Origin of the sequence: Streptomyces sp. cg40 (genome assembly GCF_050320165.1) — a bacterium.
Lineage (GTDB): Bacteria > Actinomycetota > Actinomycetes > Streptomycetales > Streptomycetaceae > Streptomyces > Streptomyces hokutonensis.
In genome coordinates, this window is record NZ_CP190128.1 from 10,167,900 (window position 1) to 10,187,916 (window position 20,017).

General features: G+C 70.3%; 17 protein-coding genes. 4 read left to right on the plus strand and 13 right to left on the minus strand.

Annotated features, from left to right (window positions below; all coding sequences use genetic code 11):
* Positions 1–24 precede the first annotated feature (24 nt).
* The 5 genes from ACQHII_RS45795 to ACQHII_RS45815 form a co-directional block, all read right to left on the minus strand.
* A complete protein-coding gene (locus ACQHII_RS45795) occupies positions 25–2,751 on the minus strand; it encodes an alpha-mannosidase (protein WP_427924849.1) in 2,727 nt (908 codons plus the stop codon).
* Between the two features lie 29 nt (positions 2,752–2,780).
* Positions 2,781–3,587: a carbohydrate ABC transporter permease gene (locus ACQHII_RS45800; protein ID WP_427925551.1), complete on the minus strand. Its 807-nt coding sequence runs from the start codon at positions 3,585–3,587 to the stop codon at positions 2,781–2,783.
* Between the two features lie 47 nt (positions 3,588–3,634).
* Entirely contained in the window at positions 3,635–4,582 is a 948-nt protein-coding gene (locus ACQHII_RS45805; RefSeq protein ID WP_427924850.1) for a carbohydrate ABC transporter permease, read from the minus strand.
* 7 nt (positions 4,583–4,589) lie between these two features.
* On the minus strand, positions 4,590–5,924 hold the full coding sequence (locus ACQHII_RS45810) for an ABC transporter substrate-binding protein (protein ID WP_427924851.1): 1,335 nt from the start codon (positions 5,922–5,924) through the stop codon (positions 4,590–4,592).
* 245 nt (positions 5,925–6,169) lie between these two features.
* A complete protein-coding gene (locus tag ACQHII_RS45815) occupies positions 6,170–7,177 on the minus strand; it encodes a LacI family DNA-binding transcriptional regulator (RefSeq protein ID WP_427924852.1) in 1,008 nt (335 codons plus the stop codon).
* A 522-nt stretch (positions 7,178–7,699) separates the two neighbouring features.
* On the opposite strand from ACQHII_RS45815, the gene ACQHII_RS45820 reads away from it, so the two are divergent.
* A complete protein-coding gene (locus ACQHII_RS45820) occupies positions 7,700–8,308 on the plus strand; it encodes a hypothetical protein (RefSeq protein WP_427924853.1) in 609 nt (202 codons plus the stop codon).
* A 30-nt stretch (positions 8,309–8,338) separates the two neighbouring features.
* Here ACQHII_RS45820 and ACQHII_RS45825 read toward each other — a convergent pair whose 3' ends face one another.
* Genes ACQHII_RS45825 through ACQHII_RS45840 form a run of 4 tightly spaced genes read right to left on the minus strand, consistent with a single transcriptional unit; the run spans position 8,339 to position 14,032 of the window.
* Positions 8,339–10,321, minus strand: coding sequence for an acetoacetate--CoA ligase (locus ACQHII_RS45825; RefSeq protein WP_427924854.1), 1,983 nt, complete (start codon positions 10,319–10,321; stop codon positions 8,339–8,341).
* Complete coding sequence (locus ACQHII_RS45830) at positions 10,318–11,922, minus strand: bifunctional 3-(3-hydroxy-phenyl)propionate/3-hydroxycinnamic acid hydroxylase (protein ID WP_427924855.1); 1,605 nt, start codon at positions 11,920–11,922, stop codon at positions 10,318–10,320. The genes ACQHII_RS45825 and ACQHII_RS45830 overlap by 4 nt, the downstream gene beginning before the upstream one ends.
* A 21-nt stretch (positions 11,923–11,943) precedes the next feature.
* Complete coding sequence (locus ACQHII_RS45835) at positions 11,944–12,882, minus strand: fumarylacetoacetate hydrolase family protein (protein ID WP_427924856.1); 939 nt, start codon at positions 12,880–12,882, stop codon at positions 11,944–11,946.
* Between the two features lie 28 nt (positions 12,883–12,910).
* A complete protein-coding gene (locus ACQHII_RS45840; RefSeq protein ID WP_427924857.1) occupies positions 12,911–14,032 on the minus strand; it encodes a VOC family protein in 1,122 nt (373 codons plus the stop codon).
* Between the two features lie 144 nt (positions 14,033–14,176).
* Here ACQHII_RS45840 and ACQHII_RS45845 point away from each other — a divergent pair, with 144 nt between their 5' ends.
* Complete coding sequence (locus tag ACQHII_RS45845) at positions 14,177–14,812, plus strand: TetR/AcrR family transcriptional regulator (protein ID WP_427924858.1); 636 nt, start codon at positions 14,177–14,179, stop codon at positions 14,810–14,812.
* Between the two features lie 74 nt (positions 14,813–14,886).
* Here ACQHII_RS45845 and ACQHII_RS45850 read toward each other — a convergent pair whose 3' ends face one another.
* A complete protein-coding gene (locus tag ACQHII_RS45850) occupies positions 14,887–15,420 on the minus strand; it encodes a hypothetical protein (RefSeq protein ID WP_427924859.1) in 534 nt (177 codons plus the stop codon).
* A 148-nt stretch (positions 15,421–15,568) separates the two neighbouring features.
* On the opposite strand from ACQHII_RS45850, the gene ACQHII_RS45855 reads away from it, so the two are divergent.
* Positions 15,569–16,492, plus strand: coding sequence for an expansin EXLX1 family cellulose-binding protein (locus ACQHII_RS45855; RefSeq protein WP_427924860.1), 924 nt, complete (start codon positions 15,569–15,571; stop codon positions 16,490–16,492).
* A gap of 12 nt (positions 16,493–16,504) precedes the next feature.
* Here ACQHII_RS45855 and ACQHII_RS45860 read toward each other — a convergent pair whose 3' ends face one another.
* From ACQHII_RS45860 to ACQHII_RS45870, 3 genes are read right to left on the minus strand one after another with little or no spacing between them, the layout of a single operon-like run.
* The gene (locus ACQHII_RS45860; RefSeq protein ID WP_427924861.1) at positions 16,505–17,155 is read right to left on the minus strand and encodes a hypothetical protein; all 651 of its coding nucleotides are present in this window, start codon (positions 17,153–17,155) and stop codon (positions 16,505–16,507) included.
* Positions 17,152–18,192: a rod shape-determining protein gene (locus ACQHII_RS45865; RefSeq protein WP_427924862.1), complete on the minus strand. Its 1,041-nt coding sequence runs from the start codon at positions 18,190–18,192 to the stop codon at positions 17,152–17,154. Before ACQHII_RS45865 ends, ACQHII_RS45860 begins: the two co-directional genes overlap by 4 nt.
* A gap of 36 nt (positions 18,193–18,228) precedes the next feature.
* Positions 18,229–19,131, minus strand: coding sequence for a helix-turn-helix transcriptional regulator (locus ACQHII_RS45870; RefSeq protein ID WP_427924863.1), 903 nt, complete (start codon positions 19,129–19,131; stop codon positions 18,229–18,231).
* Between the two features lie 88 nt (positions 19,132–19,219).
* Between ACQHII_RS45870 and ACQHII_RS45875 the strand changes: the two genes are divergently transcribed.
* Positions 19,220–19,918: an SDR family NAD(P)-dependent oxidoreductase gene (locus ACQHII_RS45875; protein ID WP_427924864.1), complete on the plus strand. Its 699-nt coding sequence runs from the start codon at positions 19,220–19,222 to the stop codon at positions 19,916–19,918.
* Positions 19,919–20,017: the final 99 nt, after the last annotated feature.

The following is a 20,017-nucleotide window of genomic DNA, read 5'->3' on the forward strand; positions in this document are numbered from 1 at the left end:
CGTATTGCATTCGATCACGGCGGTCTACCGGAGCACGACGGTGTGGATCTCCCAGGGACCGAGGTCGAGTTCGAGCGCGTCGGCGACCGGGGTGCGGGAGAGCGGCCGGCCCAGCAGATCGACGGTCGTGGCCTCGGTGAAGGTCCCCGTCACGCGGACCGTGGACGCGGTGTCGCGCATCGCGGTCAACCGCACCTCCGTGCCGGGCCCTTGTGCGTCGTCGCCGCCGACACGATGGACGGCCGACACGAGGACGTCCTTCCCGTCGACCCGCAACCCGGCGGTGTCCGGCGGCAGTTGATGCCCGGCGGACCCGGTGCCACGAGTCACCAGGACGTCGTTGCGGAACTCCTCGGCGAGCGCCACCGCGTGCGCACCGCGCCAGCCGGACGCCGAGGGAACGACGGCGAACCGGTTCTCGATCCGCATCCCGAGGTCCTGCGCACCGGGTACCGGAATCTCGCTCGCCGCCGGTTCGTCACGCAGGGGGTGGATGTTGACGCTGATCGAGCCGATCGCGCGCAGCAGGGTGATGGCGAGTTCGGTGCCGTCGCCGACGAGTTCGTACTCGCTGGAGTGGTCGAGCAGGACGGTGGCCGCGCCCGCCGCCACGAACGAACCGGCCGGGAAGGTCGGCAGCGGATACTCGCCCCAGCCGCCCTCGGCGGTCAACCCGCGTTCGGTGACGGCGAATTGCCCGGCGGACGCGGACGTGGTCACCGGTTCGGGCAGTGGCACATGGAAGCGCAGCCGGTGATCGGCGCACTGGTTCAGGAAGGACGTGGAGACCCGCACGAACGGCTCGCCCACACGTACTTCCACCAGCGTCTCCACCGGCGTCGGCACGACCTGGTCACCGCGTACATCGCGGTCGTCGGAGAGCGCGGCGGGCCACTCGTAGACCCGTGTGACGCTCAACCGCGAGCGCAACGGGCCGGTTTCGAGCACCTCGACGGTGATTTCGGTGGGCTCCGAGACGAGGACGTCCTGCGCCGGGGGAGCGTAGTTGTAGCTGTCGCCCCGGTCGCCGCCGTCGACCAGGCGCCCCACGCCGTACAGCACGGTGCCGTCCTGCCCGGTGATGTCCAGGGTGCCGTCGGCGGCGACGGTGACCTCGACCAGGCCGTTGGCGAGGGTGCGGTCCGTCGCCGTGGCGGGGGCGGACGTCGTCGCAGCGGTGGTGTCGCTCGGCTCGACCCGGAAGCTCGCAAGCCCGGAGGCGGGCACGTCCACGGGGGCGAGCGCGGTGGCCCGGGCCTCCTCCAGTGTCAGCACCCGCCACTCACCGGGATGCGCCGCGGCTGCCTCCGCGACCTCGCGGCGCAGGATCAGCAGGTCGAAGGGTCCGCTCGTCGGCACCTCCGCGAGGTGGAACACCAGCTCACCGGCGGTGAGTTCGTAGTGGTCGATCAACCGGCCGAAGAGTTCGCGGCGGTGGATACGGCGCAGCACGCGCTCCAACTGCGAGGCGTCCATGCGCTCGTCGGTGAGGACGGTCGGCGCCTGGGAGATCAGCTGTACGAGGGCCGTCGAACCGTCGGCGGCGGTCGCGAGGAGAGCGGTGCCCTCGGGCGGGGCCACGACATCCACCTCGACCAGCGTCGTACGGTCGAACGGCAGCGGGTTGGCGACCAGATGGCCGTCACTGGGCACCCGTGCGGCGGCCTCGGCGAGCGCCGCGTCCCGTAGGGCACGGGCCGTCTGCGCGGCTTCGGCGAGGCGGGCCGCGACCTGGTCGCACGTCTCGTCGGTGCCGGAGCCGACGACCGAGTCGTGCGCGGTCGACTCGATGATCTTGTGCCAGGCGAGGCGGAGGAACGGCGCGTCGTCGCGCCGGGACCACAGTGCGTTCATGCGCTCGGCGTGGTCGATCGTGCGCTCCGCGACGGCCATGCGCTGCTTGAGCCCGAGACGTACCGACAGCACGCCCGGGAGGATGTTGCCGCGCACATGGCTGCGCAGCTCACCAGTGACGACGGCGGACACCTCGTCACGGACGTGCTTGCGGACGTACTCGTCGAGCGTGGCGATGGTGATGGGGCGCCCCTCGCCGGAGGCCCGCCGCAGCCAGGACGCCAGTTGGGGGTCGGGCGCGTTGTGGTCGGTGCCGGCCATCGCCAACACCGGGTCGCCTCCCCACCGTTCGGCCGTCATCTCCGCGTAGTCGCCCAGGGCGCGGCCGATCTGCTCCGGGATCAGCAGCACGTCGAGGCCGTTGTCGTAGCCGTCGAAGAGGAACTCGGTACGGACCTGGGAGCCGTCCGGGGCACGCCAGTTGAAGGCGTGGCCGTCGACGGAGCCGGGCACCCCGCGCCACAGCGCCGCGTGCTCGATGCCGGCCCGGGCCAGGATCTGCGGCATCTGCGCGATGTGGCCGAACATGTCCGGGAGATAGCCGACCGGCATCGCGCCGCCCAGCCCTTCGGCCGCCGTCCAGCCCATCTGGAGGTTGCGCACGATGGTCTCGCCGGAGCAGAGGAACTCGTCGAGCAGGATCAGCCAGGGCCCGATGGCGAGTCGGCCCTCGCGGACCAGGGCCACGACACGGTCGCGGTTCTCCGGCCGCATCTCCAAGTAGTCCTCGATCGCCGCCAGTTGACCGTCGACGGTGAACCGGAAGTCAGGGTCCGCCTCCGCCGTCTCCAGCACGGTGTCGAGGGCGGCGACGAGCCGGTGCCGGAACACCTGGAAGGGCTCGTACCACTCCCGGTCCCAGTGGAAATGGGGCACGAAGACAGCGGAGTCGCTCATGACGGGTGGCACCTTCTGTGCGGGGGCGGTCACTTGAGGGAACCGGCGGCGAGTCCGGTGCGCCAGAACCGCTGGAGCAGGATGAACAGGATGATCACGGGCACGATCGACACCAACGAGCCCGTGATCACGGACTCCTGGAGGAGCGGGGCCCGCGCGGTCTGGCCGTTCCACTCGTAGAGGCCGAGCGTGATTGGGAACAGGGACTCCTTCTGCAGCATCACCATCGGCAGGAAGAAGTTGTTCCAGATGGCGACGAACTGGAACAGGAAGATCGTCACCAGCGACGGCGACATGAGCTTGAACGCCACGGAGAAGAACGTGCGGAACTCACCGGCGCCGTCGAGGCGCGCGGACTCCAACAGCTCCTGCGGGACGGCCGCGTTGGCGAAGATCCGGGCGAGGTAGACGCCGAACGGGCTCACGATGCTCGGCAGGAACACCGCGAAGTAGGTGTTGACGATCCCGGTCGCCGAGAACAGCAGGAACAGTGGGAGCGCGAGCGCGGTGGTGGGGACCAGGACTCCGCCGAGGATGACGGAGAACAGGAACTCCCGGCCGCGGAACTGGAACTTGGCGAGCGCGTAGCCGCACAGCGCGGAGATCAGCGTGCCCACGACCGCGCCGAACACCGCGTAGATCACGGTGTTGAGGATCCACTTGCCGAAGATGCCGTCGCTTCGGGTGAACAGGACGCGCAGGTTCTCGAACAGGTTGAAGTGCGAGAATGTCAGGCCGTTGGTGGCGGCCAGATCTCCCTGCGGCTTGGTGGCCGCGACGATCAGGAAGTAGATCGGCAGCAGGAAGTAGATCGCCAGGAGGAGCATCAGGGCCATGGCGGCCGTACGGCTGACCTGGCTCTCACGGTTCACGGTGTGCTTGCTCACAGGCCGGCCCTCTTCGAGGTCAGTCGCATGAACCCGAAGCTCAGGACGAAGGTGATGACGGCGATGACCACCGAAATGGCCGCGGCCTGCTGGTAGTTGTTCCCGGAGGCCACCGCGTACGCCAGCATGTTCGGCGTGAACGTGCTGGAGATGTTCGAGGAGATCTGCCGCAGCACGGCCGGCTCGGCGTAGAGCTGGAGCGTGCCGATGATCGAGAACACCGTGGTGAGGATGATCGACGGGGCGATGATCGGGACCTTGATCTGCCAGGCGATGGTCCAGTTGCTCGCGCCGTCCAACTTCGCTGCCTCGTACAGCTCCTGCGGGATCGACTGGAGCGCGGAGAACATGATCAGCATGTTGTAGCCGGTCCACAGCCACGTCGAGATGTTCGCCGCCGACCACAGCACCGCGCCCGGCCCGAGGAAGTCGGGATGGAGCCCGATGCCGTTCAACAGGTCGACGACGGGGCTCAGTTGGGGCGAGTAGAGGTACGACCACATGATCGCGGCGATCACGCCGGGCACCGCGTACGGCATGAACGCGGTGATGCGGAACACCGACTTGAGCCGCAGCAGTGGAGTGTCGAGCAACAGCGCGATGACGAGGGCGACGAACAGCATCACCGGCACCTGCACGATGCCGAAGAGTCCGATGCGGCCGACGCTGGACCAGAACTCGTCGTTCTGGAAGACCTTCGTGTACTGCTCGAAACCCCCGAACGTCGTGTACGAGGTGCCGTACTGCCCGCCGGTGCGGCGGACGACGCGGACGCTCTGCCAGAGCGCGTAGCCGACCGGCACCAGGTAGAAGAGCACGAACGGGAGGAAGAAGGGGATCACGAACGCGAAGACGGTGCCCGCCCGGGGGCCGCCGCCGTTGAGACGGCGACGGCCCCCGGGCGATGCCACCCGGCGCGTCGCGCGGGTTGCCATGTCGGTCATCGTGCGGTCACTTGCCCGCCGCTGCCGGGATCGCCTGATCCTTCATCGACTTGAGCGCTGCCGCCTGTGCCGTCGCCAGGGCGTCGGAGAGCGTGCCGCTGCCGGCCGCCGCCTTGGCCATCGCGTCCTGGAGCGCCAGGTTCACCGTCTTCTGGGTCGGGCCCCAGGCGAAACTGGTGTTGATCTTCTTGGACGAGTCGGCGAAGACGTCGAAGATCTTCTCATTGTTGTAGTACGGAACTCCCTTGGAGAGCGCGGGGAGTTGGAGCCCGGCGTCGGCCGCCGGGTACAGGCCGCCGAGCTGGTTCTCCAGCGCGAGGGCCTCCGGGTCGGTGTTGAGCCAGGTGTTGAACTTGACCGACTCGTAGAGGTGCTTGCTGCCCTTCATGAACGCGACGGTCGAACCGCCCCAGTCACCGGAGGCACCGTCCGAACCCCATGTCGGCATCGGGACGATCGTCCACTTCCCGGCCTGCTTGGGGAGGTTGTCGCGGAACATGCTGTAGCCCCAGGCGGCGCCGACGTAGCTGGCGATCTGGTCCTTCTGGTAGGCCGCGTACATCTGCGTCGAACCGTTGGCGAGGTCGGTGCGCACGAGCTTGCCGGCGATCAGCTTCTGCCAGTAGTCGGCGACCTGCCTGCTCTGGTCCGAGGCGACCGTGACCTGCCACTTGTCGCCGGAGTAGCTGTACATCTGGGCGTTGTTCTGCCAGAGCAGCCCGTTGAACCACTCGGCGTTGTTCGGGTCGAAGAACGTGATGTCGAGCTTCGGGTCCGCCTTGTGCAGCTTCGCCGCGGCGGCCGCGTACTCGTCCCAGGTGGTGGGGATCGCGATGTCGTACTTCTTGAAGATGTCGCTGCGCACATAGAGGGCCATCGGGCCGGTGTCCTGCGGCATGGCGAACACGCCCGTGTTGCCGAAGCTGGCCTGCGACCAGGTCCACGGCACGAACTTCGACTTGGCCGCCGTGGCCGCGGAGCAGGCCGACGCGTCCACGAAGGCGCTCTGCGTGCGGAGGTTGGGGAGTTCGTCGTAGCCGACCTGGGAGAGGTCGGGGGCCTTGCCCGCCTTGAGGGCGTTGCTGAGGATGCCGTACTGGTCGTTGGAGATGTTCTTCGTCTCGACCTGGATGTTCGGGTTCTTCTTGTTCCACAGGGCGACGACCTTGTCCATGCCCGGAACGGTGTTCCAGTACTGGAGGGTCACCTTGCCCTTGGCGGGTTCGCAGGAGGTCGCGGATGTCTTGGCCGAGGTCGTGGATGACGAGCATCCGGCGACTACGGAGACACTGGCGGCCACGGCGACGACGGCGAGGCGGAAGCGGGTGATTCTGCTGCTCATAGTTTCCGTTCCAGACAACGACTAGCGGCGGTGCTAGGCGGCTCGATGCTGATCCCTCGGGCGGGATGCCTGCTGGAGTGGGTGCACCATTTGTGGCGGTCCCCGGGCTTCCCGTGAGCGCTCCCGTGAGCGCTCACGGGACTGCCTGTGAGGTGGCCTGTTCAAGTGTGTTGCGAATGTTCGGAAGTTTGCGCTCCGGCGCGGGGGGTGTCAAGACATTCGGACCGGATGCGCACCCGTGCGGCTCAGGCGGAACCGCTGAGCCGCAGTTCGCCCCGTACGACCAGCTCGTCGGCGGCCAGCGCCTCGGTGCCCGAGAGCAGCCGCGCGATCTGTTCGATGGCGAGGGCGCCGAGCGCGCGCGTGTCGAGGGCGACGCTGGTGAGCGGGGGCTCGACCAGCGCGCCGAGCTGCAGACCGTCGAAGCCGATGACCGCCAGCTCGTGCGGGACGTTCCTGCCCAGCCGGCGGGCTTCGCGCAGGGCGCCGAGCGCGATGATGTCGTTGAACGTGAAGACCGCGGTGACATCGGGGTGCGCGACGAGCATCGCCCTGATCGCCGCCCCGCCGCCGTCGGCGGTCTGGTCCGCGCCGACCACCAGGCCGGGGTCGATGCCGTGCGCCGCCGCGGCCGTGGTGAACCACTCGTGCCGGACGCTCGGTTCGGCGCGGGTGTGGTGGTCGAGCATGCCGATCCGGGTGTGCCCCCGCGCGACCAGATGCGCGACCGCCGCGTGCACTCCCTCCGAGCCGTCGATCGTGATCGCGCTGAACCGCGTCGGCTGCTCCCGGCCGATCAGTACCACGGGCATGCCCCGTGTGAACTTCTCCAACTCGCCCTCGGGACAGCTGAAGTAGCCGATGACCGCGTCCACTTGGGAGCTGATCACTTGGAGCGTTCCAAGTTCCTCCTCCGCCCGGTCGCCGGTGTCGTACACGACGACCTGCCAGCCACGGGACCGGGCCGCCTCCAGCGCGGCGGCGGCGACCTCGGTGAAGAACGGGTTGAGCAGATCGGGGATGACCAGCCCGATCGTCATCGTGTCCTGCCGGACCAGCCCCCGGGCGAACCTGCTCGGGCGGTACCCGAGCGCCCGAGCGGCATCCAGCACCCGCTGCTTGGTGTCGACGTCGATCTCGTCCTTGTCGTTGAGCGCCCGTGACACCGTCTGCCGGGACACCCCGGCCGATTTGGCGACGTCATTGATCGTGATTTTCCGGGGCTCGGCCCCCGCTGTCGATGGCAGCACCATCGCCCACCTCCCGCTTCTCGCGAACGCCGGTGCGCGCGCAAGGCCCGAGTATGCACGTAGCGGGGCGACCGGACGAAGCGACGGGCGACGGTTGGAGGCGTCGGGAGGGGGCGGGTAGTGGAGATGGCCTTACAGCTGTATGGCGGTGCCGCTATGGAGACGTCACGGTGACCGGGGGTGCGGGGACGGTTGGAACGCTGGTGGGGGCGTCGCGGCTGGGCGAAGCGACGGGTACCGGTGGGAGGTGCCCGGCGTGGGTGTCGGGGTGCTTCGCGGCCTTGGCGATGGGGGGCGGGGGAGGGCCCGCCGTCGTGTGGTCGCGGAGCTACACCGACGAGCGCCGCACCACGATGACGTGGGACAACCCCGCACGCGCTGGACGACCCGCTGAGCGCGGAACGCCGCATCTGGACCGGATCGCCGACCACTCCTTGAACCGGCGAACCTCCGCTGCTGTCAGACCAGTGGCGGAGGTCCGTTGCAGGTCGCCCTTATGCTGCGGCGGAGCGACGGGAGGCACGTATGCACAGGCCCGCCAATAGGGCGCCGATCAGCGGGATGCTCGGCGTGCTCGTGACGCTGACTCTGGCGGTGGCGTGCGCGCAGCAGAACTCGGCGCCGGTGAAGGAATCTTCTGGGAGTGCCCCAGCCTCGCCGGAATCCACGGTCTACGCCTCCGAGTTGGAGAAGAGCGACCTGCCTTGGAGCGGCGGCAGTCCAAGCCCGTACGACGCCGTGGTGAAACTCGGTGACGGCCGCCGCGTGGCCCTGCACTACCGCCGGGGCAAGGGGCTCGTCGAGCAGCACTACAGCCCCCGGGCGAAGGCTTGGACCGTGCCAAAGGTCATCTACCGCACCACGACCGACGCCTGCCAGGGCATCCACCTGCGCACCAACAACGGAACCGTCGCGGCCATCGCGGACTTCGGCCCCTACTGCTACGACGGTGAGCCACCGACCGAGTCCCTCGCGGCCGTCGGTGTCGGCGACCTGACCGACTGGAGCGTCGACGTCACAAGGAACTTCGACGGCTGGGAACGGTCCACGGTCTCCGAGGACGGACAACGGGTGGTCTTCGGGAGGAACACCACGCTCAACTGGAGCCGGGCCGAGGGGTTCGGGGGTCGATGAGCTCCGGCTTAGTAGTGATCGGTGCTGTTCTCATGCCGGATTCCTTCGGCTGCGACGCTCCGCGCCCAGCCGGACGAAGTAGTCCAGCTGCGCAGGGGCATCGACAGTGTCGGGGTTGACGACCTGCTCCACGGCGTGGCCCTGGAGCAGTCGTTTGATGGGGATTTCGAGTTTCTTGCCGGTACGGGTGTGGGGGATCGCCGGGACTTCGAGGATCTCGTCGGGGACATGCCGGGGCGAGGCGTCGGTGCGGATCGCGTCGCGGATGCGGTCGCGGAGGGCGTCGTCGAGTCGGGCGCCGGCCGAGAGGACGACGAACAGCGGCATCCAGTAGCCGCCGTCGGGCTCCTCCGCTCCGATGACCAACGCCTCGGTGATCGCGGGGAGTTGCTCGACGACGTCGTGGATGTCGGCACTGCCCAGCCGTACCCCGTGGCGGTTGAGGGTGGAGTCGGAGCGGCCGTGGACGACGACCGAGCCGTGGGAGGTGAGGGTGATCCAGTCGCCGTGCCGCCAGACGCCTGGGTAGGCGGAGAAGTAGGCCTCGCGGTAGCGGGTGCCGTCGGGGTCGTTCCAGAAGTACAGCGGCATCGACGGCATGGGCCGGGTGACGACGAGCTCGCCGACCTCGTCCCGCACAGGGAAACCCTCGGGGTCGTGGGCGGCGAGCGCCACACCCAGGTGGGGTGCGGACAACTCACCCGCCCAGACAGGGGTGTTGGGCGCGCTGCCGGCGAACCCGGAGACGATGTCGGTGCCGCCGCTGATGGAGGCGAGCAGGGCGTGCCCGGCGACGTGGTCGCGGACCCACGGGTAGGCGGAGGCGGGCAGGGCGGAGCCGGTGCAGCCGACGACGCGGATCGAGGAGAGGTCGTGCGCGGCGGCGGGATCGATGCCGAACTTGGCCATGCCCAGGAGGAATTGGGGGCTGGTGCCGAAGACGGTCACGCGGTGCCGGGCGGCGAGTTCCCACAGGACGTCCGGTCGGGCGAGCGGTGCGGGGCTGCCGTCGTAGGTGCAGGTGGTCGCGCCGGTGAGGAGGGTGGAGGCGACCAGGTTCCACATCATCCAGTGGGTGGTGGTGTACCAGAGCAGCCGGTCGCCGGGGCCGAGGTCGGAGTGGAGTTCCAGGGTCTTGAGGTGTTCCAGCAGGACACCGCCGTGCCCGTGGACGATGCCCTTGGGGAGGCCGGTGGTGCCGGAGGAGAACACGACCCACAGCGGGTGGTCGAACGGCACGGCCGTACAGGTGAGTTGCTCGGTACGTGTGGAGGCGTCCTCCCAGGAAAAGACCGGCGACGGGTAGTTCCGCGCGGGCCACGACAGGCCCACGTGGTCCACGAGCAGAGTGGCCTTCAACGTCGGTAGCCTGCCGGCGAGTTCGAGGGCGGCGTCGCGGCGGTCGTGCGTGGTGCCGTTGAAGAGGTAGCCGTCGGCGGCGATCAGGACGGTGGGTTCGAGCTGGGCGAAACGGTTGGCGGCGGCCGTCGGCGCGTAGTCCTGCCCGCACACCGACCACACGGCACCCAGGCTCGCGGTGGCGAGGAACGCGACGATCGCGTGGGGGGTGTTGGGGAGGTAGCCGACGACTCGGTCGCCCGTGCCGACGCCCAGGTCGCGCAGGGTGGCGGCCACCGAGGCGACCTGATAGCGCAGCTGCTTCCCGGTCACCTGGTAGCCGGAGCCGGTCTCGTCGAGGGCGATGATCGCCACGTCGTCGTCCGCGAGGTTGCGCAGGGCGTGGTGGGCGTAGTTGAGGGTGGCGCCGGTGAACCAGCGGGCGCCCGGCATGATCTCCTCGGCCAGTACCTCCTCGTACGGCGTGTCCGCGTCGATGCCGAAGTACTCCCACACGGCACCCCAGAAGCCGGCCAGGTCGGTCACCGACCAGCGGTGCAGGGCGGCGTAGTCCGAACCATCCATTCCGACGCCGCGCGCGAAGTCCGCGATGCGACTGCCGGCGGCGACCTCGGTGTCGGGAGTGAAGAAGGGTTCCGGGTGGGACGTGGTCATCGTGTCGTGCTCCTCAACAGGATTGTCCGGGTGGTCCGTTGGGCGGGGAGCGGCCTTCGGGAGGTGTGCAGCAGGGACGCCCAGCCGGCCGTCCCCGTGAAGTCGTGGCCGCCGGTCGGGACGACGTCCATCACGACGCGGTCCGGGCGCAGCAGCACGGCGTCAGCCCGTCCCTCGCGTAGCCACGTGGCGAGGCCTCCGTCGTCGTCGAGGTCGGTCAAGGACAGGATGCGGGCGCCGAGGCCGTCGGCGACCGCCGTCACAGTGGGCGGCGGAGGCGCGAGGGCCAGTACGGCGAAGGAGTCGCCGAGCAGTTCGTCGAGGCGGGTCGGCCGACCGCCGACGTTCACCCAGGGCTGTGGGCAGAAGCCGCCGACCGGACCGCGTGGGCCGAGGCGTGACGGGCGTCGGACGAGCGGTCCCGCGGTCAGGGGCGGGGTGAGGTCGCGTGCCGCCGCCGTGCTGAGCCCGGGTATGCGGACGGCCGCGTTGAGTGCGCCGCGGCGGAGGGCGGCGGCGCCGTCCTGGCCGCCGGTCATGGCCCAGCCCATCGCGACCGCGAGGCGGATCATGCGGCGGGCGTGGGGCCTGCGTTCGCTTTCGTAGGTCTCCAACAGCCTTTTCTCTGCGCCCTGTTGAAGGACCCGGGCCAGTTTCCAGCTCAGGTTGTGGGCGTCGCGCAGGCCGGCGCACAGTCCCTGGCCGATGAACGGCGGCGTGAGGTGGGCGGCGTCACCGAGGAGGAAGACACGGCCACTGCGCCAGCGGTCGGCCGTGCGGGCCCGGAAGGTGTACTGCGCCTGCCGCACCACTTCGAAGTCGGCGCCGGTGGAGAGGTCCACCCAGGGCGCGACCAGCTCCCGCAGCCGTTCGTGATCCAGTTGTGCGTCGTCCGGCAGCCGGAACTCCCAGCGGTAGCGGTCCTCGCCGATCCGCATGAACGTCGCCGGGCGCGCCGGGTCGCAGACCTGGTCCACGCCCTCCCAGCAGCGGACCGGGAGGCTGGTGCGCACGTCGACGACCGTCCAGCGCTCTTCGAAGCGCAGGTCCTCCCATCGCGAGCCGACGGCGGCGCGGGTGACGCTGCCCGCCCCGTCGCAGCCGAGTACGGCGTCCGCGAGCAGCACGTGGTCGCCCTCGGCCCCGCGGTACGTCACTTGGACCGGTCCCGTGCCGTCCTGCTCGACGCCGGTGACCTCCGCCCCCGCCCGCAGCTCGCATTCCGGGGCGCGTGCCAGCGCGGCGCGCAACACGCGTTCCAGCGCGGGCTGGTCGAACATGCTGGTCTGCGGGAAGCCGTGCGCGCCCTGTGCGGCGCGGGGGAACTCGGCCATCACGCGGTGCCGGGCGTCCAGCAGCCGCAGCCCGCGCGCGGGCCGGGCGATGGCGTCGAACTCCTCGTCCACGCCCGCGGCTTGGAGGATCCGGCGTACCTCGTCGTCCGCGGCGACGGCGCGCGGCAGCGGGTAGACGTCCTGATGGCGTTCCAGGACGACGCTCCGGACGCCGTGCCGGGCGAGCAGGAGGGCGGCGGTCACGCCCACGGGCCCGGCTCCGACGATCACCACGGGTATCTCCGCCGAGTCGGTCTCGACAGTCATGTGCGGCTCACTTCAAGGGTTTCAGGTCGCGTCGGTCACGGGGGTGTGCTGCTCGCCCAGGTCGATGCGTCCGTCCGGGGTGGCGATGGTGGCGGTGATCCGGTCGCCGTGCCGCAGGTAGTGCGGGTTCTTCGCCTGGCTCTTGAAGAACGCCTTCCACTTCACCGCCGGCGGCAACAGCGCGCCGAGCTTCTCCACGGCCTTCGGCGGGGCCTTCAGCGCGGTGCCTCCCGGGGTGCCGGTCAGCAGCAGATCGCCGGGCTCCAGTGTCTGGAACCGGGCCAGCAGCGTCAGCGCACGTGCCGGACGCACGATCATGTCGGCGAGCGTGCGGTCCTGCCGCAGCTCCCCGTTGACGCTCAACTTCAGCCGCAGGTCGTGGAGATGGCCGAAGTCCTCGGGTTCCAGCAGGCTGAGGTAGGGCCCGGTCGGCGTGAACGTGGGATACGACTTGCTCTCGTAGAACTGCGTCTTCGTCAGCTGTACGTCCCGCGCGCTGACGTCGTTGGTGGCGACGAGCCCGGCGACGTACGACGGCAGGTCCCGCTCCTCCACCACGGTGCCCACGGGCAGCGATGCCCCCATGACGAGGCCGAGTTCGATCTCGTAGTCGAGGAAGTTCACGTGGGAGGGGCGGACGATCGCGTCGTCGGGGCCGCTGACCGAGCCGGACGCCTTGCGGAAGAAGGTGGCTGGGATGTCGCCGGTGAAGCCCGAATCGCGGGCGTGGCTGCGGTAGTTGACCATCTGGGCGACGACCCGGCAGGGCGTGGTGACGGGGGAGAGGGCCACGAGGTCGGCCACCGGGGTGCCCGTCTCCGTGCTCGCGGCGGTCTCTCGTACGGCGTCGCGGTCGGCGAGCAGTTCGGCGGTGGTGACGGCCTTGGTGTCGATGCGGACGGCGCGTGAGTCGCGCACCACCCACCAGCCGTCGGCGGTGCGCAGGACGTTGGTGCTCATGTCGGTGCCTCTGTCAGGGGGTCGGGGGTCAGGAGTTGGCGGCCCTGAGCAGGCCCAGCAGGCGGGCCGGGTCCATCTCGTTGTCGCCGCGCAGGGCCTGGACCACCTCGCGGACCCGTCGCGGGGAAGGGTTCGCGCCGAGGAAGTCGCGGGTGGCCGGCGGTCCCCACTGGGCGAGGCCGCTGGTGGACATGGGGGCCCAGCCGGGTTCCAGGTCGTGGGAGAAGAGGTCGCCGTCGGCGAAGTGCTCCAGCATGAAGTGGTCCGGGTCGCGCCAGTAGTCGAAGAGCTGGCTGCCCTGGATGTGCCGTCCGATGCCCCAACTCCGTTTGTAGCCGCGTTCGTTGAGGTATTCGCCGCCGGTCGCGATGGAGTCCAGGTCGGTGACCTGGTAGGCGGAGTGGACATAGCCGTTGCCCGGGCCGAGGTGCATGGCCAGGGTGTGGTGGTCGGCGGGCACGCTGCCCAGGTCGCAGCGGATGAACGCCATGGTGGGGCCACGGTCGCGCTGCCCGTCCAGGAACAGGAAGTCGGACACGATCATGCCGAGTGTGTCCAGGTACCAGTCCAGCGCGCGGCCGAACACCCTTGTCTCCAGGACCACATGACCCAGGCGCTGGATGCGGGACGGTTCTCGGGGCGGGCGCTGTGTGACGTTCGTGCGACGGTGGTCGGTGCCGAAGTTGAGGAGCAGCGGCCGCTGTTCGGGGAGTGCGGGCAGCGATTCGGCGCAGTGCACGACACGGACCGGGAAGCCCGAGGGGTCGAGGAGACTCACGGACCCGCCTCCGCCGGGGACGTCGGTGTCCCGTACGTCCGTGCCCGTCGCCCGGGCCAGCCGGTCCAGGTCGGCACGCTCGGCGGCGCGGAACGCCGGGCCGACGAAACGGGACGTACGGCCGCGCCGGATCACCATGCAGGGGGAGCCCGCGAAGGTGCCGCGCAGCCACAGCTCGTCCGGGGTGCGGGCGGCGACGCCGAAGCCGAAGTCGCGGGCGAAGACCTCGGCGCGGTCCAGGTCGGGTTTCTCGAACTCCAGCCAGGCGAGGTCCGCCACCCTGATCACGGGGTCCCGGGAGCGCCCGGGGTGCTCGCCGCGCAGGGCGCCCCGCGCGCTGTGGAGGTCCTGGTGGGCCGTCCTGACGTCCATGGTTCTCCTCCGGGCCTCCGGCTCGCCTCACTGATTGATGAAATCATCAGCTTTGATCCATCGGTCGTCAATAGTTTGGCCCGAGTAAATTGATGGATTCATCAGAACTGTGGGATGCGGGCCCCCGTTGCTAAGCTCTCGCGTATGCCGACGTCAGCCCTGCCCCGCAACCGCTTCGAACGCCGTCGCGCCGAGACCCGCCAGGCCCTGATCAGGGCGGCCCGGCAGATCCTCGCCGAGACCGGGGACACCAGCGCGAGCATCCAGACCATCGCGGAACGCGCGGACGTCGGCTTCGGCTCCTTCTACAACCACTTCGAGTCGAAGATGGAACTGTTCGACGCGGCCGTCGTCGACGCCCTCGACGAGCTCGGCCAGGCCTTCGACGAACACCTCCAGGACATCGACGACCCCGCGGAACTCGTGGCCGCCGGCTTCCGCCTCAGCGCGCGCCTGGCCGACTCCCGCCCGGAACTGATGCAGGTCCTGCGCCACCGCGGCCTCGGCCACATCCACTCCGACTCCGGCCTCGCTCCGCGTGCCGTGCGTGACCTGGAGGTCGGCATCGCCTCGGGCCGGTTCACCATCACCGACCCGACCGTCGCCCTGACCGCGCTGGGCGGTTCACTGCTGGCCCTGGTGGAGCTGCGATTCGCCCGCCCCGATCTCGACGGGGACGAGGCCGCCTCCCAGCTGGCCGAGATGCTGCTGCGCATGCTCGGTGTCCCCCCGGAGGACGCCCGCGTCGTCGCCCGGCGCCCGTTGCCCGATCTCGGCTGAAACCCGGCACGGTCCTGGAGGAGAACACCTCCGGACCGACCGACTGCGTCCGGCCGCCCGACAGTACCGCTCGCTCACGAACTGGTTCTCCAGCGCGGGGCGTCGATCTCGGGCTCGTCGGGGCTGGCGAAGTGGAACGGCACGCCGAACCGTTCGGCCAGCGCACGGCCGACCGTCTCCGCCTCCCGCGCTTCCGGCCACGGCGGGACCGTGCCGTTGAACAGCCGCAGGTCACCGCCGTGCCGGATGAAGGCGAGTCGGTGCTCGGCGACCGGAGCGTCCGTGTGGGCCATCAGGTCCACGCACCAGCCGTCGCTGTCGCCGTCCCACAGCGCCTCGATGGCCACGGTCCGGCCGGGCAGCGCCTCGACCCGCTCCGTGAGCGCCGCCAGGTCCAGGGGCGGGGTCGGACGCCGCTCGAAGCTCATGCCCAACTCCCGGTAGCGCTCAGCCACCACGTCCAGCGTGTCGTACAGCCCCGGCCTGGATTCGGCCGGGAAGGCCTCACGCATGCGGACGACTGCCGGGAGGCGGTGGTCCCGCCGGATCAGCTCGTCCACGGCGGAACGTTCGGCAGCCGACAGCGCGGCCCAGATCGGGGAGTCCATGGCCGTATTCAATCCACATCCGCCACTCCACTCGACACCCGCCCCAACTGCGCATCCGCAGAAAGGGCTTGCCGCCCTCCCCCCGGGGCTGGCACGATCGCCTCCTCCATCTCTCCGGGCAACGGAGGATGGCCGTCGAGGAGGTCCGGTGTCCAAGCGGTGGCTGTTTCTGTCGGCGGCCGCGGTGCTCGTCGTCGTGTCGCTCGCCCTGGTGCTGCTGCCCGGCGACAAGAGCGGCGAGGACGTGAAGACCGAGGCGGGACACGCCTCCACCGCACCCGCCGCCACCGGATCCGCGACGAACTCACCGTCCGCGACCGGTACTTCGACCGCCTCCGCGTCGCCGTCCGCGCATGCGACCGACGCGTCCAGGAAACCGTCGGCGACACCGTCCGCCCACGCGGCCACCCCGTCGGCCACGAAGGTCCGCCAACAGGCCTCCGGTACCGCCTCGTTGGCGGGTCGCATCCGGCCCGGCGTCACCTACCGAGGCGTCGCCACCTTCTACGACGCGGACGGCGGCGGCGGTGCCTGTCTCTACGACCCGGGCGACGAAGTCCTGACCGGTGCGATGAACACCGCCGACTACGAGTCGTCCAAGGCCTGCGGGGCGTATGTGCTCGTCCACGCAGCCGGCGGCGCCACCGTCACCGTCCGGATCACCAATGAGTGCCCGGGGGCCTGCGCGCCGGGCCAGATCGACCTCAGCGCGCAGGCCTTCGCCAAGCTCGCCAGCCCTTCGGCCGGCCGGATCCCGATCACCTGGAACCTGGTGAGCCCCAGCATCTCGGACACGATCTCGATCCGCTACAAGACCGGGTCCAGCCGCTACTGGTGCGGTATCCAGGCGATCGGCCACCGCAATCCGCTGGCCCGCCTGGAGGTCCTCGCGGGCGGCACCTGGCGTCAACTGCCGCGCGCCGGCTACAACTACTTCCTCTCCGAGAGCGGCAGCGGCTGCGGCGGCTCGATCAGGCTCACTGACATCTACGGCGAGCAACTCACCGTCCCCGCGCTGGCGGTGCGCCCCGACGTCGTACAGTCCACCCGGCTCCAGTTCGCCCAGCACTGACGGGTCCACCGATCACCCGGCCCGCCGGGCGGAGCGCTCTCGCTCCCTGGCCGCGCCAAAACCGAGCGAGGCGGTGAACAGGGCCTGAACCGCGGCGATCGCGGCGGAGAGGTCCCACAGCCATCCGGGAGCGGCGGGCGGCGGACCGGCGCTGACGCCGTACCTGCCCCGTGGATCGACCGTGACGGTGAGACGGTCACCGACCGCGAGGTGCCCCGCGCCGATGACGCCGAGCCGTCGATGGTCAGCGGCGTCGGCCAGGACCGCATTCGTTCCGGCGTCGTACACGCCGGTGCTGGGCCGCAGGTCCGTCACGACCGCCCGGACGGCCCGGCCACGCTCGTGCAGCTCCTGATCCTTCAGCGCGAGCCAGCACACCAGCATGGTCGCGGCGACGCAGGCGACCACCGCGGTCTCCCGTACCGGGATCACCCAGCCGCGGGTGTCGCCCCGAATGTCGTACAGGACGAACGCCAGCCCGCCCAGAGCACCGGCCAGCACCAAGGCGCCGAAGCCCAGGACCATCGGGTTCCGCCATCCGACGGGCGTCAGCGACGCACCGTAGACGATGCCGAAGGCCATACCCGTCAGCACCGCGCTCACCGGCACCGCGAGTGCCGTCCACAGCAGGCGCACGGCCCATCTCCGCCCGGTGGCGCTCACCGGGCGTCGGTGTTCGGACGACCCGGCAGCAGGCGGAGCGCCTCCAGCAGTGCCAACTCCTCCGGCGTGTAGGCATCTTGATCCCCGACCGAGGCGGAGGCCCAGTCCTCGATGACGCGGCGGAACCGCCCGGCGCGGTCCTCGATGACAGGGGTCGGCGGATTCTCGGCGAGCAGACGGGCCACCCCGTCGCGGAGGACCTGAGGGTGTGCGAACCCGTTTCCCGGTTCGGCGACCCGGCGCGCGGGCAGCCCGGTGCGTTCCGCCAGGTGGTCCTCCGCTCCGGGCGGATGCGGGCCGGTGAGCAGCAGTCCGCCGGTGGTCTCCCGCGGTGCGTCACGCAGTACCTGCGCCACGAGGTCCGCTACAGGCTCATAGACAGGGGCTACGACGACACGCAGTTCGGTCGGCGACAACGTGACCTCGGCCTGCTGCCGGGGGCGGGGGCCGTCGTCGGTGAGCGGTGATCCGTGGACGGACAGAGGGCCGGGCACCGTCGGCGACGGCGTGAACGCGCCGCCGTGGACGACGGCGGACCACGCCACCTCCAGGCCGAGGCCGAGGCCGTGCCGCTCGCGCACATGCCCGATCACCGCGTCGGCCAGACCTCGCGCGCCACCGGTGGCCAGCCCGCTCGCGACCGCCTCACGCCCGGCGACGAGGGCGACCGAGGTGTGCACCGCGTCCAGGTGCACCACGACACACGCGGTCGGCTCCGGATCCAGGTTCGCGCCGGTCAGGGCGGCCACCGTCTCGTCCACCACCCTGACTTCCGCCGCCGGCCACTGCTCGCGGACCGTGTCCACGGCCGGTTGCACCCCCGGGTGCGCGTCGGCTCCGGGTGCGACGAGAACCACCGACCCGATCGGCGGCCACAGCTGCGACGCCTTCGGCACGCCGACCGCCAGAAGTTCCGCCGCGAGCGACGGGTCCGAGTCCGGGCCCGGATTCCAGGCCAGCTCCAACACCAGCTCCGTGTACGGGGCGTCGCGCCCCGTCCGCCGCAGTCGTATCTCTTCCAGAGCCCACCAGAGCACGCCGCCCACCCCGCACCGTTGTCCTGTGCGGCGATCTTAGGTGATTGACGACATACCGGCAGTCGTGCCCGTGCGGTCGGGCAGGGGTGCGGTGACGGCCCGCCGTAGCCTCGCCTCGTCCGAACTGCCGGACGCAGCCGTCAAGATGACGATCTTCAGGTCCGAGTCGCCGTCCGTCAGGACGTCGCAGTCCACGTCCACGGACCCGACCACGGGATGCCGTACGGTCTTGCGGTCCTCGCGGTGCGCGGCCACCGTGCCGCTCGCCCACAGCCGGGCGAACGTCGCGTTGCCCGCGGTGAGTTGACGGATCAGGTCGGCAAGGCGTGCGTCGTGCGGGTAGCGGCCGGTGGCGCGGCGCAGGTCGGACACGACGGCCAGGTCCGAGTTGTCGCCGTCGCGCACCAGCACCGGCCAGGAGGCGATGCGTACGTCGTCGCCGGAGCCGATCGGGAAGCGCTCACGGGCGAAGTTGCGGAGTTCGGGCGGCTTGGTCGACGGGTCGCCCAGCAACGCCGCCCACCCCGGGTTCCACCAGATCAGCTGCCAGTCGGCGGCGAACACGGCGATCGCGACCTCGCCGAGCCGGTTCAGCACACGGTGCACGCCCGGCGGGAGATGGTCCGGGATCGGCGCATGGTCCGGCGGGACCAACCCGGCCATCCGGTAGAGGTGTTCGCGCTCGGTGTCGCTCAACCGCAGGGCCAGAGCAAGGGAGTTGACGACCTGTGCCGAAGGCGCCGTCGACCGCCCCTGTTCCAGGCGCACCACATAGTCGACCGACACACCTGCGCGCTCGGCGAGTTCCTCGCGGCGCAGGCCGGCCGCCCGCCGGGACCGGCCGGACGGCAGCCCCACCGCCGACGGCGGCAACCGCTCCCGCCAGGCTCGGATCGTCGCGCCCAGCCCGAGTCCCTCGTTCACTGCCATGCCCTCCATCCTGCCTCCAACTCGCCATCCTGGTAATGCCGTTCCTACGGTCGTGCCGTCCCTGGCACAGCACGGGCGCCGCGCGGACGATCGACGCATGACCACCACGTTCATCACCGGAGCCAACAAGGGCCTCGGCCACGAGACCGCCCGCCGCCTGCTCGCCCTCGGCCACACCGTGATCCTCGGGGCCCGCGACGAGGAGCGGGGTGCCGCTGCCGCCGCCGAGCTGGGCGCGCGGTTCGTCCGCATCGACGTCACCGACGACGCCTCCGTGGCCGCCGCGGCGGCCGATGTCGCCGTACACGAAGGCGTGTTGGACGTTCTGATCAACAACGCCGGAGTGCACGGCCCGCACGGGGATCCCGCCGAACTGACGGGAGCCGACGCGCTCGCCGTCTTCGACGTCAACGTCTTCGGCGCGGTCCGCACGACCACCGCCTTCCTGCCGCTGCTTCGCCGCTCGGCCGACCCGGTCGTCGTCAACGTCAGCAGCGGCATGGGGTCCCTCGCCATCACGCACGACCCGTCGCGGATCGAGTCCTCCGTCGTCGCGCCGCTCTACACCGCGTCCAAGGCGGCCCTCACCATGCTGACCACTCAATACGCCAAGGCCCTCAAGGACGTTCGGGTCAACGCCGCCGATCCCGGCTACACGGCGACCGACCTCAACGGCCACAGCGGCCCGCAGACCGTCACCGAGGGAACCGACGCGATCGTCCGGCTCGCCACCGAGGGACCGGGCGCGGGCTCCGGCCGCTTCGTCGACCGCGAAGGACCGCTCGACATGGCGTGACCCGGGCTCCCGCAACACGGCCGACACAGCTTGGTTTCCTTAGGTGCTACCGGCGGTAACAACAGAGGTGTCGCGGCACGCGCCACGTGTCGCGCACAC